This is a genomic window from Pararhizobium mangrovi, assembly GCF_006516965.1.
GTDB lineage: Bacteria > Pseudomonadota > Alphaproteobacteria > Rhizobiales > Rhizobiaceae > Pararhizobium_B > Pararhizobium_B mangrovi.
In genome coordinates this window covers 1-19912 of record NZ_VHLH01000045.1, presented here as the reverse complement: position 1 = coordinate 19912, position 19912 = coordinate 1, and the positions used below count along the sequence as shown (strand labels likewise).

Annotated in this window: 16 protein-coding genes and 1 tRNA gene; 1 reads left to right on the top strand and 16 read right to left on the bottom strand. The window is 62.3% G+C overall.

All coding sequences use genetic code 11. The annotated features are described in order from the left end of the window. From FJU11_RS17360 to rpsL, 4 genes are all read right to left on the bottom strand, one after another. The coding region (locus FJU11_RS17360; protein ID WP_141168339.1) for a GTP-binding protein at nt 1–514 on the bottom strand (514 nt) is incomplete at its 3' end. A 70-nt stretch (nt 515–584) separates the two neighbouring features. After that, nucleotides 585–2675 (bottom strand): elongation factor G, encoded by a 2091-nt coding sequence (gene fusA / locus FJU11_RS17355; protein ID WP_141168338.1) that lies wholly within the window; start codon nt 2673–2675, stop codon nt 585–587. 30 nt (nt 2676–2705) lie between these two features. After that, nucleotides 2706–3176: a 30S ribosomal protein S7 gene (gene rpsG, locus FJU11_RS17350; protein WP_141168337.1), complete on the bottom strand. Its 471-nt coding sequence runs from the start codon at nt 3174–3176 to the stop codon at nt 2706–2708. A 69-nt stretch (nt 3177–3245) separates the two neighbouring features. Next, on the bottom strand, nt 3246–3617 hold the full coding sequence (gene rpsL / locus FJU11_RS17345; protein ID WP_141168336.1) for a 30S ribosomal protein S12: 372 nt from the start codon (nt 3615–3617) through the stop codon (nt 3246–3248). Between the two features lie 527 nt (nt 3618–4144). Here rpsL and FJU11_RS17340 point away from each other — a divergent pair. Next, a complete protein-coding gene (locus tag FJU11_RS17340) occupies nt 4145–4444 on the top strand; it encodes a transcriptional regulator (RefSeq protein WP_141168335.1) in 300 nt (99 codons plus the stop codon). A gap of 94 nt (nt 4445–4538) precedes the next feature. Here FJU11_RS17340 and rpoC read toward each other — a convergent pair whose 3' ends face one another. The 12 genes from rpoC to FJU11_RS17280 all read right to left on the bottom strand — a co-directional run. Continuing rightward, the gene (rpoC, locus tag FJU11_RS17335; RefSeq protein ID WP_141168334.1) at nt 4539–8756 is read right to left on the bottom strand and encodes a DNA-directed RNA polymerase subunit beta'; all 4218 of its coding nucleotides are present in this window, start codon (nt 8754–8756) and stop codon (nt 4539–4541) included. A 196-nt stretch (nt 8757–8952) separates the two neighbouring features. Continuing rightward, nucleotides 8953–13098 carry a DNA-directed RNA polymerase subunit beta gene (gene rpoB / locus FJU11_RS17330; RefSeq protein WP_141168333.1) on the bottom strand — a complete coding sequence of 1382 codons (4146 nt, stop codon included), beginning with the start codon at nt 13096–13098 and terminating at the stop codon, nt 8953–8955. Between the two features lie 189 nt (nt 13099–13287). Continuing rightward, a complete protein-coding gene (rplL, locus tag FJU11_RS17325; RefSeq protein WP_141168332.1) occupies nt 13288–13662 on the bottom strand; it encodes a 50S ribosomal protein L7/L12 in 375 nt (124 codons plus the stop codon). Between the two features lie 57 nt (nt 13663–13719). After that, nucleotides 13720–14202: a 50S ribosomal protein L10 gene (gene rplJ / locus FJU11_RS17320; protein WP_235891090.1), complete on the bottom strand. Its 483-nt coding sequence runs from the start codon at nt 14200–14202 to the stop codon at nt 13720–13722. Between the two features lie 387 nt (nt 14203–14589). Beyond that, the gene (gene rplA / locus FJU11_RS17315) at nt 14590–15288 is read right to left on the bottom strand and encodes a 50S ribosomal protein L1 (protein WP_141168330.1); all 699 of its coding nucleotides are present in this window, start codon (nt 15286–15288) and stop codon (nt 14590–14592) included. After that, the gene (gene rplK, locus FJU11_RS17310; RefSeq protein ID WP_141168329.1) at nt 15288–15716 is read right to left on the bottom strand and encodes a 50S ribosomal protein L11; all 429 of its coding nucleotides are present in this window, start codon (nt 15714–15716) and stop codon (nt 15288–15290) included. Before rplK ends, rplA begins: the two co-directional genes overlap by 1 nt. 235 nt (nt 15717–15951) lie before the next feature. Next, nucleotides 15952–16482, bottom strand: a complete 531-nt coding sequence (nusG, locus tag FJU11_RS17305; RefSeq protein WP_141168328.1) for a transcription termination/antitermination protein NusG — start codon at nt 16480–16482, stop codon at nt 15952–15954. 13 nt (nt 16483–16495) lie between these two features. Continuing rightward, the gene (gene secE, locus FJU11_RS17300) at nt 16496–16699 is read right to left on the bottom strand and encodes a preprotein translocase subunit SecE (protein ID WP_141168327.1); all 204 of its coding nucleotides are present in this window, start codon (nt 16697–16699) and stop codon (nt 16496–16498) included. 155 nt (nt 16700–16854) lie between these two features. Then, nucleotides 16855–16930, bottom strand: a tRNA-Trp gene (locus tag FJU11_RS17295). 235 nt (nt 16931–17165) lie between these two features. Next, nucleotides 17166–18356, bottom strand: a complete 1191-nt coding sequence (locus FJU11_RS17290) for a hypothetical protein (RefSeq protein ID WP_141168326.1) — start codon at nt 18354–18356, stop codon at nt 17166–17168. Continuing rightward, complete coding sequence (locus FJU11_RS17285) at nt 18353–19303, bottom strand: glycosyltransferase family protein (protein ID WP_141168325.1); 951 nt, start codon at nt 19301–19303, stop codon at nt 18353–18355. The genes FJU11_RS17290 and FJU11_RS17285 overlap by 4 nt, the downstream gene beginning before the upstream one ends. 277 nt (nt 19304–19580) lie before the next feature. Beyond that, the coding region (locus FJU11_RS17280) for an EF-Tu C-terminal domain-related protein (protein ID WP_456320050.1) at nt 19581–19912 on the bottom strand (332 nt) is incomplete at its 5' end.

Genomic DNA, 19912 nt, shown 5'->3' with positions numbered 1-19912 from the left:
CCAGCGCCGAGCCCTTGACGATCGGAATGTCGTCGCCCGGGAACTCGTAGCTCGAAAGAAGCTCGCGAACCTCGAGCTCGACGAGCTCCAGGAGCTCTTCGTCGTCGACCTGGTCGCACTTGTTGAGGTAGACCACGATCCCCGGAACGCCGACCTGGCGGGCGAGCAGGATGTGCTCGCGCGTCTGCGGCATCGGGCCATCGGCGGCAGACACCACCAGGATCGCCCCGTCCATCTGCGCCGCACCGGTGATCATGTTCTTCACGTAGTCGGCGTGGCCCGGGCAGTCGACGTGCGCGTAGTGCCGCGCATCCGTCTCGTACTCCACATGCGCCGTCGAGATCGTGATGCCGCGCGCCTTCTCCTCCGGCGCCGCGTCGATCTGGTCGTACGCACGGAAATCCCCGAAGAACTTCGTGATCGCTGCCGTCAGCGTCGTCTTGCCATGGTCAACGTGACCAATCGTGCCGATGTTCACGTGCGGCTTCGTGCGTTCAAACTTTCCTTTTGCCATTTTCGGCTCTCCGTTTGTCTGTTCCCCATCAGGGGATCGATTTCAGCTCGCTGTCGCGGTTGATGCCGGATCAGGCGTATTTGGACTGGATTTCCTGCGCCACGTTGGACGGCACCGGACCATAATGGTCGAACTGCATCGTGTACTGCGCGCGGCCCTGGCTCATGGAGCGCAGGTTGTCGACGTACTTGAACATGTTCGCCAGCGGCACGTGTGCATGCACCGATACGGCCACGCCACGCGCTTCCTGACCCTGGATCTGACCGCGGCGGGAATTCAGGTCGCCGATGACATCGCCCAGGTATTCCTCAGGCGTAACGACCTCGACGCGCATGATCGGCTCGAGGAGCTGGGCGCCCGCCTTCTTGGCGGCCTCCCGGAAGCAGGCCCGACCCGCGATCTCGAAGGCCAGAACCGAGGAGTCGACGTCGTGGTAAGCGCCGTCGAGCAGCGTCGCCTTGACGCCGAGCATGGGGAAGCCCGCGAGCGGACCGGAAGAAAGCACGCTCTCGATGCCCTTCTGGACACCCGGAATGTATTCCTTCGGCACGTTGCCGCCGACGATCTTCGACTGGAACTCGAACTCTTCCGATTCCTCGTTCGGCTCGAAGCGGATCTTGACGCGTGCGAACTGACCCGAGCCACCCGACTGCTTCTTGTGGGTGTAGTCTTCCTCGTGGCTCTTCGTGATCGTCTCGCGGTAGGCGACCTGCGGTGCGCCCACATTCGCCTCGACCTTGAACTCGCGCTTCATGCGGTCGACGATGATGTCGAGATGAAGCTCGCCCATGCCGGCGATGATGGTCTGGCCCGATTCCTCGTCGCTCGAAACGCGGAAGGACGGATCCTCCGCCGCGAGACGGTTGAGGGCGACGCCCATCTTCTCCTGGTCGGCCTTTGTCTTCGGCTCGATCGCAATCTGGATGACCGGATCGGGGAATTCCATGCGCTCCAGGATGACCGGAGCCGACTGGTCGCACAGCGTGTCGCCCGTCGTGGTCTCCTTGAGGCCGGCAAGCGCGACGATGTCGCCCGCATAAGCCGTCTCGATGTCCTCACGCGAATTGGAATGCATCTGCAGCATTCGGCCAATGCGCTCGCGCTTTTCCTTGACGGTGTTAAGCAGCGAACCGCCCTTCGTCAGCGTGCCGGAATAAAGCCGGCAGAAGGTCAGCGTACCGACGAAGGGGTCGTTCATCACCTTGAAGGCGAGAAGGGCGACCGGCTCGTTGTCGTTCGCCTTGCGCTTCGTCGGCTCTTCCGTCTTGACGTCGATGCCCTTGATGGCGGCGATGTCGATCGGGCTCGGCAGGTAGTCGACGACGGCGTCGAGCAACGGCTGCACGCCCTTGTTCTTGAAGGCGGAACCGCAGAACATCGGGAAGAACTGGTTGGTCAGCGTGCCGGCACGCACCAGACGACGGATCTCGTCGTTGTCGGGCATTTCACCTTCGAGATACCGCTCCATCGCCGCTTCGTCGGCCTCGACGACCGTCTCGATCAGCTTCTCACGATACTCTTCGGCTTCGACCTTCTGGTCTTCTGGGATCTCGACGATGTCCCACTGCGCGCCGAGCGACTCGTCGCGCCAGACCAGAGCGTTCATCTCGACGAGGTCGATCACGCCCTTGAAGTCGTTTTCGGCGCCGATCGGCAGCTGCATGATGGCCGGCGTCGCACCGAGGCGCGACTTCACCATCTCGGCGGAGCGATAGAAGTCCGCACCGAGCTTGTCCATCTTGTTGCAGAAGATCAGCCGCGGCACTTCGTACTTGTCGGCCTGGCGCCACACGGTCTCGGTCTGCGGCTCGACACCGGCATTGGCGTCGAGCAGCGCAATCGCACCGTCGAGCACGCGAAGCGAACGCTCGACCTCAATGGTGAAGTCGACGTGGCCGGGCGTGTCGATGATGTTGAAGCGACGGGCCTTGCCGTCGCGACCCTTCCAGAAGGTCGTCGTCGCGGCCGACGTAATCGTGATGCCGCGCTCCTGCTCCTGGCTCATCCAGTCCATCGTCGCGGCGCCGTCGTGCACTTCACCGATCTTGTGCGACCGGCCGGTGTAGAACAGGACGCGCTCGGTCGTCGTCGTCTTGCCGGCGTCGATGTGCGCCATGATACCGAAGTTGCGATAGTCTTCGATTGCGTATTCGCGAGCCATGAGAATACCTCTCGGATGCTTGAGACCGCTCTACCAGCGGTAATGCGAGAACGCGCGGTTGGCCTCGGCCATGCGGTGCGTGTCTTCGCGCTTCTTGACGGCGCTGCCACGGTTGTTCGAGGCGTCCATGAGTTCGCCGGAAAGGCGATCGATCATGGTCGTCTCGTTACGTCCGCGCGCAGCGTTGATGAGCCAGCGGATGGCGAGCGCCTGGCGACGCTCCGGCCGAACGTCGACCGGCACCTGATAGGTGGCACCGCCGACGCGCCGCGAGCGGACTTCCACATGCGGCGCGATGTTGTCGAGCGCCTGGTGGAAGATCGTCACCGGCTCCTGCTTCGTGCGGGTTTCGACGATGTCGAACGCGCCGTAGACGATCCGCTCGGCGGTGGACTTCTTGCCGTGATACATGACGGCGTTCATGAACTTCGTGATGACGAGATCGCCGAACTTCGGATCGGGATTGATCTCGCGCTTTTCTGCTCTGTGACGTCGTGACATTCGGTTCGTCTCTCGCGTTCTGTCGATCTCGTCAGGCGGCCCGGCGTCCGGGCCGCGCCGATACCGGCCTTACTTCGGCCGCTTGGCACCGTACTTGGAACGGCGCTGCTTGCGGTTCTTGACGCCCTGCGTGTCGAGAACGCCGCGGATGATGTGGTAGCGCACGCCCGGAAGGTCCTTCACGCGGCCGCCGCGGATCATCACCACGGAGTGCTCCTGAAGGTTATGCCCCTCGCCCGGGATGTAGCCGATGACCTCGTAGCCGTTGGTCAGGCGGATCTTGGCGACCTTACGCAGGGCCGAGTTCGGCTTCTTCGGCGTCGTCGTGTAGACGCGCGTGCAAACGCCGCGCTTCTGCGGGTTTTCTTCCAGCGCCGGCACCTTGTTGCGCTTGACGGGCGCCTGGCGCGGCTTGCGGATGAGCTGGTTCACGGTGGGCATCACAGCATCCCTTGCAAATCGTTTCCGTACCCCGACGAGCGACGACGCCACCCGGCGGGCTTTGACGCAAGCCACATCCATGCGCAAAACGAGGTTCGAACCCAGCGGCTTCCCGTGGATTAACCCCTCGCGGCAGAGGACGCGTATGGCGCGTCATGCGTGCAGCATTGTCGTATCAGCGTGCTATCACGAGCTATGTTTGGGACGAACTTCGAAACGCGTCGCTTCGAACCGGCAAGTCCCACATCGGCTCTGGTGTCGGGCGATTTACCGGCTGCAGTCCGGCACGTCAAGGGCCGAGCGGGAATTAACGTCCCGCAAACCCTTCTTCGGGTCGCGCTTCCCGGTACACCGCAATATTGTTGCGTCAGGCGCCTTTTTCAAGACATGCCGATATTCACTCGGAACATTCGCCCGGCGCACGACATGGCATATATCGTTCGCATCATGGCGAAAGCGCGATCCGTTCGCACGAAGGACGAATCGCGCCGAACCGCGAAGAATCGAATCGAAAGATGGATGGCAGCATGAGCCGCGAATTTCCCGTCAACGACAACGAAGACGCGGAGCCCGTCGTCTTCATCCTCACCGGCCGTGCCCACCGCGAAAGCGACGACGAAGGCACGGAAATCCATATCCTGATATCGGCTGCCGACGAGGACAGTGCGGTGCGCGAGAGCCTGAACGCCCTGTCCGAACAGGGCTATACGCGTGCCGAGCTCGACCGGATCGGTACCGTCGATGAGATGCCCGAGGAAGAGCCGCACGCCTCCGCCTATCAGGGCGCGACCGAGGGCGAAGTCGCGATCGTCACCTTCGAGGACTGAAAAGACACGTCGCTACGGCGTAGCGAACGAAAAAGGCCGCCTCGCGAAAACGAGGCGGCCTTCTTTTATTGTTCGAACGAACCGATGACGAAGGCTACTCGCCCGCAGGCACCTGCTCGCTCTCGCTCGCCATGTCGGTGAGCATGGGCGTAGCGTCTTCGCCGCCGGACGACTTGCGCCGCTCCTCGAGGATCAGATCGTCGCGGCTCGTGGCGATACGGCGGATCTGGTTCATCGTGCCGCCCGTACCGGCCGGGATGAGACGGCCGACGATGACGTTCTCCTTCAGGCCCTGCAGCGTGTCGGTCTTGCCGGCGACCGCAGCCTCCGTCAGCACCTTGGTGGTCTCCTGGAAAGAGGCCGCCGAGATGAAGGACGGCGTCTGCAGCGAAGCCTTGGTGATGCCGAGCAGCACGGGGTCGCCGCTGGCGATCTCCTTGCCTTCCTCGACGAGCTGCGCATTGACCTGGTCCAGCTCGATCCGGTCGACGTTGTCACCGACGATGTAACCCGAATCGCCCGCCTCGGTGATCTCGACCTTCTGCAGCATCTGGCGAACGATCACCTCGATGTGCTTGTCGTTGATCACCACGCCCTGCAGCCGGTAGACCTCCTGGATCTCGTTGACGAGGTAGGAAGCCAGCGCCTCGACGCCCTTGATGGCGAGGATGTCGTGCGGAGCCGGGTTGCCGTCGAGGATGTAGTCGCCCTTCTCGATGGCGTCGCCATCCTGAAGGTGGAACGGCTTGCCCTTCGGGATGAGGTACTCCCGCGAAGACTCGCCGTCCTCGGACGGTTCGATGGTGATCCGGCGCTTGTTCTTGTAGTCGCGCCCCAGCCGCACCGTGCCGTCGATCTCCGCGATGATGGCGTGGTCCTTCGGACGACGTGCCTCGAAGAGTTCGGCAACGCGCGGCAGACCACCGGTGATGTCCTTCGTCTTCGCGCTTTCCAGCGGAACACGGGCAAGGACGTCGCCCTGGCTCGCCTTCGCACCCGGCTCGACGGAAAGAACCGCGTCCACCGAAAGCATGAATCGCGCCTCGCCACCCCGGGCGAGCTTGGCGACCTCGCCGTTCTCGTCCTTGATGACGATTGCCGGCTTGAGATCCGCACCGCGCGGCGTGGACCGCCAGTCGACGACCTGACGCTTGGTGATGCCGGTCGATTCGTCCGTCGATTCGATGACCGACAGACCGTCGACCACATCCTCGAACTCGACCGTGCCCTCGATCTCGGTCAGCATCGGCCGGGTGTAGGGATCCCACTCGGCGAGACGCTGGCCGCGACGGACCTGATCGCCGTCGTCGACGTGAAGCTTCGAGCCGTACGCCACGCGCTGCGACGACCGCTCGTTGCCCTTCTCGTCGAGGATCTGGACCGCCATGTTGCGCCCGGTTGCGACGAGGTCGCCATCGGAATTGCGCAGCATGTTGCGGTTCTTGATCTGGACCTTGCCCTCGTAGGATGCCTCGAGGAACGACTGGTCGACCACCGTCGCCGTGCCACCGAGGTGGAACGTACGCATGGTGAGCTGGGTGCCCGGCTCGCCGATCGACTGCGCGGCAATGACGCCGACGGCTTCGCCCATGTTGACGGGCGTACCGCGAGCAAGATCGCGCCCGTAGCACACGCCGCACACGCCGTTCTGCATTTCGCAGGTCAGCGCCGAGCGGATCCGAAGCGTCTGGATGCCGGCTTCCTCGATGGCCAGCACGTGGCTTTCCTCGATGATCGAGCCGCCCGGCACGAGCACGTCGCCCGTCGTCGGGTGGTTGACGTCCTCGAGCGCAGTCCGGCCAAGCACACGCTGGCCGAGCGAGGCGACGACCTGGCCGGCATCGACGATCGCCTGCATGGTCAGGCCGCGTTCCGTGCCGCAGTCGTCCTGCGTCACGATGCAGTCCTGCGCCACGTCGACGAGGCGACGGGTCAGGTAGCCTGAGTTCGCCGTTTTCAACGCCGTGTCGGCAAGGCCCTTACGCGCACCGTGCGTCGAGTTGAAGTACTCGTTCACGGTCAGGCCTTCCTTGAAGTTCGAGATGATCGGCGTCTCGATGATCTCGCCGGAGGGCTTCGCCATCAGGCCGCGCATGCCGCCGAGCTGACGCATCTGGTTCGCAGAACCACGCGCGCCGGAGTGCGACATCATGTAGATCGAGTTCATGGGCTTTTGACGACCCGTCGTCTCGTCGAACTCGACCGCCTTGATTCGCGCCATCATTTCGTCGGCGACCTTCTCGGTCGCCTTGCCCCAGGCGTCGACCACCTTGTTGTACTTCTCGCCCTGGGTAATCAGGCCGTCATTGTACTGCTGCTCGTATTCCTTCGCGAGAGCTTCCGTCTCGCCGACGACACCGGCCTTGGAATCCGGGATCACCATGTCGTCCTTGCCGAACGAAATGCCGGCGCGGCAGGCATGGGAGAAGCCGAGCTGCATGATATGGTCGCAGAAGATCACCGTGTCCTTCTGCCCGCAGTGACGATAGACCGTGTCGATCATCTTGGAGATGTTCTTCTTGGTCATCTCCTGGTTGCAGGTGTCGAACGGCACGTTGACGTTCTTCGGCAGGAGGTCGCCGATGATCATGCGGCCGGGCGTCGTCTCGTGGATACCCGAAACCGGATTGCCCTCGGCGTCGACCGTCTTGAAACGACCCTTCACCTTGGAGTGCAGCGTCACCGTCTTGTTCTCGAGCGCATGGTAGAGCTCGCCCATGTCGGAGAACGCCATGCCCTGGCCCGGCTCGTTCTCGTTCATGATCGACAGGTAGTAGAGGCCGAGAACCATGTCCTGCGACGGCACGATGATCGGCTGGCCGTTCGCCGGATGAAGGATGTTGTTGGTCGACATCATCAAAACGCGCGCTTCGAGCTGGGCTTCCAGCGAAAGCGGCACGTGGACCGCCATCTGGTCGCCGTCGAAGTCGGCGTTGAAGGCCGTGCAGACCAGCGGGTGAAGCTGGATCGCCTTGCCTTCGACGAGCGTCGGCTCGAAGGCTTGGATGCCGAGGCGGTGAAGCGTCGGCGCGCGGTTGAGGAGCACCGGATGCTCGCGGATCACCTCGTCGAGGATGTCCCAGACTTCCGGCTTCTCCTTCTCGACGAGCTTCTTGGCCTGCTTGACGGTGGACGAATAGCCCTTGGCGTCGAGGCGGGCATAGATGAACGGCTTGAAGAGTTCGAGCGCCATCTTCTTCGGCAGGCCGCACTGGTGCAGCTTCAGTTCCGGTCCGGTCACGATGACCGAACGGCCCGAATAGTCGACGCGCTTGCCCAGCAGGTTCTGACGGAAACGGCCCTGCTTGCCCTTCAGCATGTCGGAGAGCGATTTCAGCGGACGCTTGTTGGCACCCGTGATGACGCGGCCGCGACGGCCGTTGTCGAACAGCGCGTCGACGGATTCCTGCAGCATCCGCTTCTCGTTGCGGATGATGATGCCGGGTGCACGAAGCTCGATCAGCCGCTTCAGACGGTTGTTCCGGTTGATGACGCGGCGATAGAGATCGTTGAGGTCGGACGTGGCAAACCGGCCGCCGTCGAGGGGCACGAGCGGGCGCAGGTCCGGCGGGATCACCGGGACGACCTTCATGATCATCCATTCCGGCCGGTTGCCCGACTCCAGAAAGTTCTCGACGATCTTCAGCCGCTTCATGATCTTCTTCTGCTTCAGATCGGAATTCGTCGTTGCGAGTTCCTCGCGCAGGTCGACGCCGATCTTCGGCAGGTCCATGGCCGCCAGAAGCTCGTAGATCGCTTCCGCACCGATCATGGCGGTGAAGGAATCCTCGCCGAACTCGTCGACGGCGAGCATGTATTCCTCTTCCGAGAGAAGCTGGTTCTCCTTCAGCGACGTTAGGCCGGGCTCCGTGACGATGTAGTTCTCGAAATAGAGAACGCGCTCGATGTCCTTGAGCGTCATGTCGAGAAGCGTGCCGATACGGCTCGGCAGCGACTTCAGGAACCAGATGTGGGCGACGGGCGCGGCGAGCTCGATGTGGCCCATGCGCTCGCGGCGCACGCGCGACAGCGTGACCTCGACGCCGCACTTCTCGCAGATGATGCCCTTGTACTTCATCCGCTTGTACTTGCCGCACAGGCACTCGTAGTCCTTGATCGGACCGAAGATGCGCGCGCAGAAGAGACCCTCGCGCTCCGGCTTGAAGGTACGGTAGTTGATGGTCTCGGGCTTCTTGATCTCCCCGTAGGACCAGGACAGGATCTTGTCCGGCGACGCGATCGAAATCCGGATGGAATCGAAGGTCTGCGCAGGCGCCTGCGGGTTGAAAAGATTCATGACCTCTTGGTTCATGCCTGTCTCCTATGCGGGCTCTGCCTGAGAGCCCTTCGTGTGGCGGTCGCGCCCGTTCCGGCCGTCGGGACGCCTGCCCACCTTGAAATCTCTCGTACCGCGCTCCGGAGCGCGGCGTTTCGTCCCGCCCTCCCCGGCATGACGTCGGGAGGCGGAACGGGTGCGCGCCGCTGGAGCGCGCACCCGAGTTTCGATCTTATTCCGCCGCGTCCGGCAGGTCGCTCACCGGCGGCAGTTCGCCTTCGATCCGGCTGTTTTCCAGTTCGACGTTGAGGCCGAGCGAACGCATCTCCTTGACGAGCACGTTGAAGCTCTCGGGAATGCCCGCCTCGAACGTATCGTCGCCGCGCACGATCGCCTCGTACACCTTGGTACGGCCCGCGACGTCGTCCGATTTCACGGTCAGCATCTCCTGAAGGGTATAGGCCGCACCGTAGGCTTCAAGGGCCCAGACCTCCATCTCTCCGAAGCGCTGGCCGCCGAACTGCGCCTTGCCGCCCAGCGGCTGCTGGGTAACGAGCGAGTACGGGCCGATCGAACGCGCGTGGATCTTGTCGTCCACCAGGTGGTTGAGCTTGAGCATATACATATAGCCCACCGTCACCTGACGGTCGAACTGCTCGCCGGTACGCCCGTCATAGACGGTCGACTGACCGGTGCCGCTCAGCCCCGCCTTTTCGAGCATTTCCGTCACGTCCGGCTCCGACGCACCGTCGAAGACCGGCGTCGCGATGGTGACGCCCCTGCGGTACTGCTCGGCCATGCGCACGACGGAATCGTCGTCGTACTCGCCGATCGCCTCGCCCTTCGTGCCCGAACCCAGCACGTCGTTGATGACATCGCGCACGGGCGTCATGTCGCCGTTCTCGCGATAGGCTTCCAGCATCGAGTTGATGCGGTTGCCCATGCCTGCACAGGCCCAGCCGAGATGCGTCTCAAGGATCTGCCCGACATTCATGCGCGAAGGCACGCCGAGGGGGTTCAGCACCATGTCTACATGGGTACCGTCTTCGAGGAAAGGCATGTCCTCGACCGGCAGGATGCGGCTGACCACGCCCTTGTTGCCGTGGCGGCCGGCCATCTTGTCGCCGGGCTGGATCTTGCGCTTCACCGCGACGAAGACCTTGACCATCTTCATGACGCCGGGCGGCATCTCGTCGCCGCGCTGCACCTTCTCGACCTTGTCCATGAAGCGGCTTTCGAGGCGCTGCTTGGACTCGTCGTACTGCTCGCGCAGCGTCTCGATCTCGCCCTGCAGACGCTCGTCCTCGACGGCGAACATCCACCACTGCGAGCGCGGATATTCCTTCATCACGTCTTCGGAGAGCTCGGTGCCCTTCTTGAAGCCTTTCGGCCCGGCGATCGCCGCCTTGCCGGAGAGCATCTCGACCAGACGGCCGTAGACGTTGCGGTCGAGGATCGCCTGCTCGTCGTCGCGGTCCTTGGCGAGCCGCTCGATCTCCTCGCGCTCGATCGCCATGGCGCGCTCGTCCTTCTCCACGCCGTGGCGGTTGAAGACGCGAACCTCGACGACCGTCCCGAACGTGCCGGGGGGCATGCGCATGGACGTGTCGCGAACGTCGGAGGCCTTCTCGCCGAAGATGGCGCGGAGAAGCTTCTCCTCCGGGGTCATCGGGCTTTCGCCCTTCGGCGTGATCTTGCCGACGAGGATGTCGCCCGGCTGGACCTCGGCACCGACATAAACGATGCCCGCCTCGTCGAGATTCTTGAGCGATTCCTCCGAGACGTTCGGAATGTCGCGCGTGATCTCTTCCGGTCCGAGCTTCGTGTCGCGCGCCATCACCTCGAACTCGTCGAGATGGATGGAGGTGAACACGTCCTCGCGCACGATGCGCTCGGAAAGCAGGATCGAGTCCTCGTAGTTGTAGCCGTTCCACGGCATGAACGCGACGAGCGCGTTGCGGCCGAGCGCCAGGTCGCCGAGATCCGTCGACGGACCGTCCGCGATGATGTCGCCCGCCTCGATCCGGTCGCCAACGGAAACCAGCGGACGCTGGTTGACGCAAGTGGACTGGTTGGAGCGCTGGAACTTCATCAGCCGGTAGATGTCGACGCCGGACTTGGCGGCATCGGTCTCTTCCGTCGCACGGATGACGATACGCGTCGCGTCGATCTGGTCGACCGTCCCCGAACGCTTCGCCGCGATGGCGGCACCCGAATCACGGGCGACGACCGATTCCATGCCGGTGCCGACGAACGGCGCCTCGGCGCGCACCAGCGGCACGGCCTGACGCTGCATGTTCGAGCCCATGAGAGCCCGGTTGGCGTCGTCGTTCTCGAGGAACGGGATGAGCGCCGCTGCCACCGACACGAGCTGCTTCGGCGACACGTCCATCAGGTCGACGGTGTCGCGCGGGGCGAGCATCACGTCGCCGTTGAAACGCACGACCACGAACTCCTCGGTGAAGGACGCATCGTCGTTCAGCACCACGTTCGCCTGCGCGACGTGGAACTTCGCCTCTTCCATCGCCGAAAGGTAGACGACTTCCTTCGTCACCTTGCCGTCGACCACCTTGCGGTACGGGCTCTCGATAAAGCCGTACTTGTTGACGCGCGCAAAGGTCGCCAGCGAGTTGATGAGGCCGATGTTCGGGCCTTCCGGCGTCTCGATCGGGCAGATGCGGCCGTAATGCGTCGGGTGCACGTCGCGCACCTCGAAGCCGGCACGCTCACGGGTCAGACCGCCCGGGCCGAGCGCGGAAAGACGGCGCTTGTGGGTGATCTCCGCGAGCGGGTTCACCTGGTCCATGAACTGCGAGAGCTGCGAGGAACCGAAGAACTCGCGAACGGCCGCGGCCGCCGGCTTGGCGTTGATGAGATCCTGCGGCATGACCGTGTCGATCTCGATTGACGACATGCGTTCCTTGATCGCACGCTCCATGCGCAGGAGGCCCAAACGGTACTGGTTCTCCATCAGCTCGCCGACCGAACGCACACGGCGATTGCCGAGATTGTCGATGTCGTCGATCTCGCCCTTGCCGTCACGAAGTGCGACGAGCGTCTTCACGACTGCGAGGATGTCCTCCTTGCGCAGCGTGCGCACGGTATCCTCGGCGTCGAGGTCTAGGCGCATGTTCATCTTCACGCGGCCGACCGCGGAAAGGTCGTAGCGCTCCGGATCGAAGAAGAGCGACGTGAACATCGCTTCCGCCGTCTCCATGGTCGGCGGCTCGCCCGGGCGCATCACCCGGTAGATGTCGAAGAGCGCGTCCTGACGACCCTCGTTCTTGTCGACGGCGAGCGTATTGCGGATGTAGCCGCCGACATTGATGTGATCGATGTCGAGCACGGGAATCTCGTCGAAACCCGCTTCGAGCAGGACCGGCAGCGTCTTCTCGTCGAGCTCGTCGCCGGCTTCGAGGAAGATCTCGCCCGTCTCCGGATTGACGACGTCTTCGGCCAGATAGGTGCCGTAGAGGTCCTCGTCGCGCGCCTTCAGCGCCTTGAGGCCACGCTCGTCGAGCTGGCGAAGGACACGCGGCGTCAGCTTGCGGCCCATCTCGACCACCGTCTCGCCCGTATCGGCGTCGACGAGTTCGGCGAGCGCCTTCACGCCCTTCCAGGATTCGGCCTGGAACGGGATCCGCCATCCCTCGCCGTCACGCTTGTAGATCGACTTCGTGTAGAACGTGTCGAGGATCTCCTCGCCGTCCATGCCGAGCGCCATCAGGAGCGACGTCGCCGGGATCTTGCGGCGACGGTCGATGCGGGCGTGGACGACGTCCTTGGCGTCGAACTCGATGTCGAGCCAGGAGCCGCGATAGGGGATCACGCGACCGGCGAAGAGCAGCTTGCCGGACGAATGGGTCTTGCCCTTGTCGTGGTCGAAGAAGACGCCCGGGGAGCGGTGCATCTGCGAGACGATCACGCGCTCGGTGCCGTTGACGATGAACGTGCCGTTCTCCGTCATGAGCGGCATGTCGCCCATGTAGACCTGCTGTTCCTTGATGTCCTTGATGGACTTCGCGCCGGTATCCTCGTCGATATCGAACACGATGAGGCGCAGGGTCACCTTCAGCGGCGCGGCGAACGTCATGTCGCGCTGGCGGCACTCGTCGACGTCGAACTTCGGCTGCTCGAACTCGTAGGACACGAACTCGAGCATGGAAGCGCCTGAGAAGTCCTCGATCGGGAAGACCGACTTGAAGACGGCCTGAAGCCCGTCGTCCGGACGCCCGCCCTCGGGCTCGTCCACCATGAGGAACTGATCGTAGGATGCCTTCTGCACCTCGATCAGATTGGGCATTTCCGCGACTTCCGGGATCTCGCCGAAAAACTTGCGAACGCGCCTACGACCGTTAAACGAAAGCGTCTGAGCCATCGTCGCTCCTTGTCATTGTGCACCGGGCCTGCCGTCGACGGTCCGCCGCTGGCCAGTCGGCGCCGTCTGCATGTGGGTTCTTTTCGAAGAGCCCATTACCCAAGACCCGGATTTCGGACCTTGGGTAATCGGTTCTTTTAGGAACGTGGTCGGGAACGGGCGAAGGACGCCCGTTCCCGTTGAAGCGAACTACTTGAGTTCGACCTTCGCGCCGGCGTCTTCCAGCTTCTTCTTCATCTCTTCGGCTTCGCCCTTGGAGATGCCTTCCTTCACCGGCTTCGGAGCCGACTCGACCAGGTCCTTCGCCTCCTTGAGGCCGAGGCCCGTGATGCCACGGACTTCCTTGATGACGTTGATCTTGTTGGCACCGGCTTCCGTCAGGACGACGTCGAACTCGGTCTTTTCTTCCTCGGCCTCGGCAGCGGCACCGCCACCAGCGGCAACGGCTGCGACGGGAGCGGCGGCGGAAACGCCCCACTTCTCCTCGAGCATCTTGGAAAGGTCGGCCGCCTCGAGGACGGTCAGGTTCGAAAGGTCTTCAACGATCTTGGCGAGATCAGCCATGGTTCATATTCCTTCGTTCGGTTCGAACTGGTTTTTCGTTCACGTGGAAGTACCGCTTCACGCGGCTTCGTCCTTCCGGGCATAGGCGCCGAACACGCGTGCGAGCTGACCCGCAGGCGCGTTGGTGATCTGCGCGAGGCGCGTAGCGGGCGTATTGATCATACCCACCAGCTTCGCACGCAGCTCGTCGAGCGAGGGCAGCTCGGCGAGCTGCTTCACCGCATCGGCGTCGAGGTTCGTGGCACCCATGGCGCCGCCAAGGACAACGAGCTTGTTGTTGGCCTTTGAGAACTCGACGGCGATCTTCGGAGCCGTGATCGGATCCTCGCTGTAAGCGACGAGGGTCTGACCGACGAAGAGATCGGTGATCCCTTCGGCTTCCGTGCCCTGAAGAGCGATCCGGGCAAGGCGGTTCTTCGCGACCTTCACGGTTCCTCCGGCGACGCGCATGCGCGAACGAAGATCGTTCATCTGCGCCACCGTCAGACCGGAATAGTGCGCCACCACGATGGATCCGGCGTTCTGGAACACCGAATTCATGGCAGTGACGAATTCGCGCTTTTCCGCTCTTTCCACTGTCCATCTCCAGTTGACAGGCCGCAATCATACGACCTGCCGGTTGCCTTTGCCGCTTGCCGACCGCGGGCGATCCGCAAGCGACGCTTGAGGATCCTGTCCCCTCGCGCTTCGTCCGGCGGACCGGACTTCAGGCACAAGGCAGCCAAGGTTCGAACCGAAACGGGAACCATTGCGGTGCCCTTTGAATTTCGATCCACCCCCGTCTCCTGCAGGCACGATTAAGGCCCGAAAGCCACCTGCAGTCTCGGACAGGAATTCCGGGGCGGTTTCCCGTCCCGGAAATTTCCGGCCCGGAGGCCGGAAATCACGTTGCGCCGGGCCTTCGAAGCCCGGCGATGAAACTTTGCCTCAGCTCGCCGAAAGCGTCGACGGATCGACCTTCACGCCCGCGCCCATCGTCGATGAGACGGCGACGCGCTGGAGGTAGTTGCCCTTCGCACCGGCCGGCTTCGCCTTGATCACCGCATCGGCGAACGCCCGCACGTTCTCCTCGAGCGCCTTGGCGTCGAAGGAGGACTTGCCGACACCGGCATGAACGATGCCCGCGCGCTCGACACGGAACTCGACGGCACCGCCCTTGGAGGCCTTCACGGCCGAGGCGATATCCTGCGTCACCGTGCCGACCTTCGGGTTCGGCATCATGCCGCGCGGACCGAGCACGCGGCCGAGACGACCGACGAGCGGCATCATGTCCGGCGTCGCGATGCAACGGTCGAAGTCGATCTGGCCGTTCTGCACCTGCTCGACGAGATCTTCCGCACCGACCACGTCGGCACCGGCCTCGCGCGCCTCGTCGGCCTTCGCATCACGTGCGAAAACGGCGACGCGCACGGTCCGGCCCGTACCGTTCGGCAAATTGACGACGCCGCGGACCATTTGGTCCGCATGGCGCGGATCGACGCCGAGGTTCATTGCGATCTCGACCGTTTCGTCGAACTTGGTGACCGCACGATCCTTGATCATGCCGATCGCCTCGTCGAGGCCGTAGAGCTTTGTCGGATCGACGCCGTCGCGGACCTTCTTCATACGCTTGGAGAGCTTGGCCATTACGCGGTCACCTCCAGGCCCATGGACCGCGCGGAGCCCTCGACCATCTTGATCGCGCCGTCGATGTCGGCGGCGTTCAGATCCTTCATCTTCGCCTCGGCTATCGTGCGGACCTTGTCCGCGGAGATCGTGCCGGCCGATTCCTTGCCCGGCGCCTTGGAGCCGGACTTGAGGTTCGCCTCGCGCTTCAGGAAGTACGTCACCGGCGGCTGCTTCATCGCGAAGGTGAAGGACTTGTCCTGGTAGTACGTGATGATGCAGGGAATCGGCATTCCCTTTTCCATCTCCTGCGTGGCGGCATTGAACGCCTTGCAGAACTCCATGATGTTGATGCCGCGCTGACCAAGTGCGGGGCCGATCGGCGGCGAAGGGTTCGCCGAGCCCGAGGGCACCTGCAGCTTGAGCTGGCCTGCAACCTTCTTAGCCATATCTCTCTGCCTTTCGTTTCACGCCCTCGACCGGGCGACGGGCCGATGCGCGCATCGGCGGCTGCGGTTGCGTGGTGCGGTCCGGCCGACCGGCTAAAGCCGGCCTCGCCTTCCACGCGTACGGGATCGCGAAGACCCCGTCTTTCGCCCGATGCCGAAACCGGCTTCGGACGAGCATGCCATGGCGACGACGCCTCCCCGCATTCGGCGAAGGCGCGCACCGCCATGTCGAAAGCTAGACCTTCTCGACCTGCCCGTATTCGAGATCGACCGGCGTCGCGCGGCCGAAGATGGAAACTTCCACCTTGAGGCGCGAACGCTCCTCGTCGACGTCCTGCACCGTTCCGTTGAACGATGCGAAGGGCCCGTCGGAAACCCGGATCTGCTCGCCGATCTCGAAGGAGACCGACGGCTTCGGCCGTTCCACGCCCTCCTGCACCTGATGCAGGATGCGCTCGGCCTCGGAGTCCGGGATCGGAACCGGCCGCGAGTCCGAACCGAGGAACCCGGTGACCTTCGGCGTGTTCTTGATGAGGTGATACGCCTCGTCGGTCAGGTCCGCCCGCACGAGCACGTAGCCCGGGAAGAACTTGCGCTCGGCGTCGACCTTGCGGCCACGACGAACCTCGACCACCTTTTCGGTCGGCACCATCACCTTTTCGAACAGGTGATCGAGCCCCTTGGTCCGCGCCTTCTCCTCGATCGCGTCGGCGACCTTCTTCTCGAAGTTGGAGTAGGCGTGGACGATGTACCAGCGTGCTGCCATGCCTGCCTTGCCCCTATTGTCCGCCGCCGCCGAGAATCAAGCTCATCGCCCAGCCGTAGAACTGGTCGACGGCGAAGAAGAACAGCGCCGTAATGATTACCATGACGATCACCATGATCGTCGAGACCATCGTTTCCCGCCGGGTCGGCCACGTGACCTTCGCCGTCTCCGCGCGGACCTGCTGGAGAAACGTCAGGGGATTTGTTCTGGATGCCATCGATTACCCATACGATTGCGGCACGTCGGGACGCCACCACGACCCCACGCACCGCATGCTGGAATTTCGCTATACATAACGAGCGATGACTCGATTCTCAAGAGGCGATCGTCCGCATGTCAAAAAACAGGCTCCGACACTCCCGATCGAGCGCCTGGCAGGGGCAGAGGGACTCGAACCCCCGGCCTACGGTTTTGGAGACCGCCGCTCTACCAACTGAGCTATACCCCTTTGAAGCCACGCGCCGGTCTAAGCGAAGACGCCGCCGGCTTCAAGGGCGTTTTGACGACGAACACGTGCGATCCACCCACAGCTTTCGCCCCGCGGTACCCGTTGCTCCGTCAGCGATCCCACCGTCATTCGTTCTAGCAAGGTAGCGAGCACCGGCGCCGGGGCGTCCTCCCAATCGAGCGCGGACAATGTCGAGCCGTCCCGATTGACAGACGTTCCGTCAGGCCTGCAAGGCTCACGATCCATGGTCGGGAAACGGTGCGCCGTTCCAGGAAAACAGGTAGAGCTGTCGCATGCCACTCATCATGGACGTAACCACGATCCGATCACCCCGAGCGTTTGGACAGGGATGCAGATCGCATCGGAATTCTCCTCGCTCGGGCGTATGTCCCTCGAAGCGTCCTATACGTTCGTGGTTACCCGTAGCCCGATCCAGTATGAAAAGGTCGATCTTTTCGCGATAAGGAGTATCGAACACGTAGGTCTGAGCATTCGGGTCGAGATGACGGATATGAACGTTCGCATCAATCAAGTCCGGCGCGAGAAGGGCTCTTTCAGTTCCACGTGGCGATCGATCCTCGTACTCCCGCACGGCTCCCTCGCTCCAGAAATACAGTACGTCCGAGGTTTTCCAGATAACATGAGACGTTGCGGTCGCTAGCAGACGAAGATCGGTTCCATCCGTATTGCATGTTAGGCTCACGCCCATTCGGTCGTTACGCGCTCCGTCGAGTTCGCGCCAACGCAACTTGACTGTAAAACGTTTTCCGTCCGGCGATAGCTTGAGATGATTGAACCAGTATACGTAGCGATGTCTGAACTGTTTGAGCCGTAGACGCCATCCGATGTTCCGACGCATGAAGTCCACAGCCTGAGATACCGAAAGGATGAGCTTGGGCGAAGGATCGTCCAACGCCATTCGCCAGATTCCGTCGTCCCCGGGTCGCGCTTCGTCAACGCGGGCATCGCCACCTCCGGGATAGCCATATCCCGGACGCACGGTGTTCAGACGGGCCATGTTGATTGAAAAGGCGTGGCGACCTTCTCGGTCTACACTGTAGACCGGCATGGGCAGCGTCTTTATCGAACGCGTTTCGCGATTGAAAATTCGGGCTACATGGCGGTTTTCTTCCGCGTCGTTCCAGATCAGTCGCGGTCCGCCCGCGATCCATTGGGCAAGCGGTCCTTGCTGCCAGCTCCAGGCGGAACTCGTGCCGATCTGATCCCAACTTCCGGGCTCGTCCGTATTGACGATGCCGATTTCAATTCGATCGTCACTTGTCGGCTTACGACCCGAAAAGAACAGACGATGCGCCACGATTGCTCTGCCGGTCTCGTCGAAAACTGGGATATCGTAATAGCTGTGCGTATGGGCATGACCAGACTGCCCGGCGAACGAAAGTTGAGTACAACGCCATTGGGTCATGTCTTCGGTCCCTTGAAGAAATGCCGTACGCAACGTTCCAAACCACGCATGGCAGACTTGCTGCGCATCATGCTTGGCCGTGTTCTAAACCTTTTCCTTTTGTGCTCGGAGGCAAGCGCCACGTTGTCTAGATTGATCGCGCCGAATGTGTCGATATGAGAGAGGAGCTTGCCTCCATACTCGCTGCCTGCCTCGCTCACCCCGGGTGTTGCAATCCGCCTGCGTAGGCGATCTTCCAACGTCGCCGTCCAGTGAAAATGATGGACACGGAGCGGAATCGCGAAGCGATAGGCTGGGGTTTCGATCAAGCGAAAGGCGCCAAGAGCGTCCCCGTAAAAGTGACGGACATTTCTTTGACCATCCACCGGACGATGACCGCCACGCGAGGGAAAAATGTGGCCTTTGAATGCCATCAACTTGACCGTCCCTCCTCGGCTATGGAACTGGCCATTCCCTGCAAGAGTGAAGATGACATCGGCCTCCAGCGGATACTGCTTCCAGATCGTTGGCGTTCGCCTAACAGCCTTTAAACGCCCACCTTCGGCAAGATGATCCACGAAGACGCCCTGGACGCAGTTAATTCCTCTCTTCTCGCACCTTGTCAGAAACGACAGAAGTTCACCCGGATATTCATGGAATTCGTCGGTATCGGCGCTGAGAATCCAATCTTCGGGCTCGCCTACCTTCTCCTGAAGGGCACGCCGGCGTTGCCACATGGTTTCGCTCGTATAAGGCGCAACCCAGATATCGGGACATGAAACCCCGAACGATTTCAGGATTTCTTGGGCTTCGACAAGACGAGGGTTCCGCGAACACGTGCTTTGAAGCGTAACGTGTATCTGCCGCGCTGGAATTCCGAGTTCGAGATAGTGACTCAGGAAATGAGGAAGAATATCGAGATCAAAATCGACCCCAACGCAGGTGACCAGACGAACCTTTGAAACCATCTTCGAATATATTCACCTAATTCGTGCGTTATACCATATATCGCCAAGATCGTTTCAGTGCAGGATCGGAACGGAATATGGACCGAGAACTGATCCGTCGATCAATTCGATAAGTTAAATCCGGTCACAACCAAGTGCCCGGTTTTAACTTATCTTCGGGGCGACGAAGCTGCTCGACGATCTCGGCGACGATGCCGGAGCCGCACCGAAACGCGCCTGCGCGCATTTCGGCCCTTCATATGCCGTCGGCAGCTGTCGCCATCGGCGTCGAGATCGTCTACTCGACGATCTCGGCGACGATGCCGGCGCCGACGGTGCGTCCGCCCTCGCGGATGGCGAAGCGAAGGCGCTCTTCCATCGCGATCGGCACGATCAGCTCCACGTCCACCGTCACGTTGTCGCCCGGCATCACCATCTCCGTGCCTTCGGGAAGCGTGACCACACCCGTCACGTCCGTCGTGCGGAAGTAGAACTGCGGACGGTAGTTCGTGAAGAACGGCGTATGGCGTCCGCCCTCTTCCTTCGTCAGGATGTAGGCTTCCGCCTTGAACTTCGTGTGCGGCGTCACCGAGCCCGGCTTGCAGAGAATCTGACCGCGCTCGACACCGT

What these genes read in the sequence shown, in the direction of transcription:
- secE (WP_141168327.1), bottom strand. Translation starts at nt 16,699, where the DNA reads ATGGCATCCAGAACAAATCCCCTGACGTTTCTCCAGCAGGTCCGCGCG.
- rpsL (WP_141168336.1), bottom strand. Translation starts at nt 3,617, where the DNA reads ATGCCCACCGTGAACCAGCTCATCCGCAAGCCGCGCCAGGCGCCCGTC.
- rplA (WP_141168330.1), bottom strand. Translation starts at nt 15,288, where the DNA reads ATGGCCAAGCTCTCCAAGCGTATGAAGAAGGTCCGCGACGGCGTCGAT.
- rpoC (WP_141168334.1), bottom strand. Translation starts at nt 8,756, where the DNA reads ATGAACCAAGAGGTCATGAATCTTTTCAACCCGCAGGCGCCTGCGCAG.
- rplJ (WP_235891090.1), bottom strand. Translation starts at nt 14,202, where the DNA reads ATGAATTCGGTGTTCCAGAACGCCGGATCCATCGTGGTGGCGCACTAT.
- rpoB (WP_141168333.1), bottom strand. Translation starts at nt 13,098, where the DNA reads ATGGCTCAGACGCTTTCGTTTAACGGTCGTAGGCGCGTTCGCAAGTTT.
- rplL (WP_141168332.1), bottom strand. Translation starts at nt 13,662, where the DNA reads ATGGCTGATCTCGCCAAGATCGTTGAAGACCTTTCGAACCTGACCGTC.
- rplK (WP_141168329.1), bottom strand. Translation starts at nt 15,716, where the DNA reads ATGGCTAAGAAGGTTGCAGGCCAGCTCAAGCTGCAGGTGCCCTCGGGC.
- fusA (WP_141168338.1), bottom strand. Translation starts at nt 2,675, where the DNA reads ATGGCTCGCGAATACGCAATCGAAGACTATCGCAACTTCGGTATCATG.
- FJU11_RS17340 (WP_141168335.1), top strand. Translation starts at nt 4,145, where the DNA reads ATGAGCCGCGAATTTCCCGTCAACGACAACGAAGACGCGGAGCCCGTC.
- FJU11_RS17285 (WP_141168325.1), bottom strand. Translation starts at nt 19,303, where the DNA reads ATGGTTTCAAAGGTTCGTCTGGTCACCTGCGTTGGGGTCGATTTTGAT.
- rpsG (WP_141168337.1), bottom strand. Translation starts at nt 3,176, where the DNA reads ATGTCACGACGTCACAGAGCAGAAAAGCGCGAGATCAATCCCGATCCG.
- nusG (WP_141168328.1), bottom strand. Translation starts at nt 16,482, where the DNA reads ATGGCAGCACGCTGGTACATCGTCCACGCCTACTCCAACTTCGAGAAG.
- FJU11_RS17290 (WP_141168326.1), bottom strand. Translation starts at nt 18,356, where the DNA reads ATGACCCAATGGCGTTGTACTCAACTTTCGTTCGCCGGGCAGTCTGGT.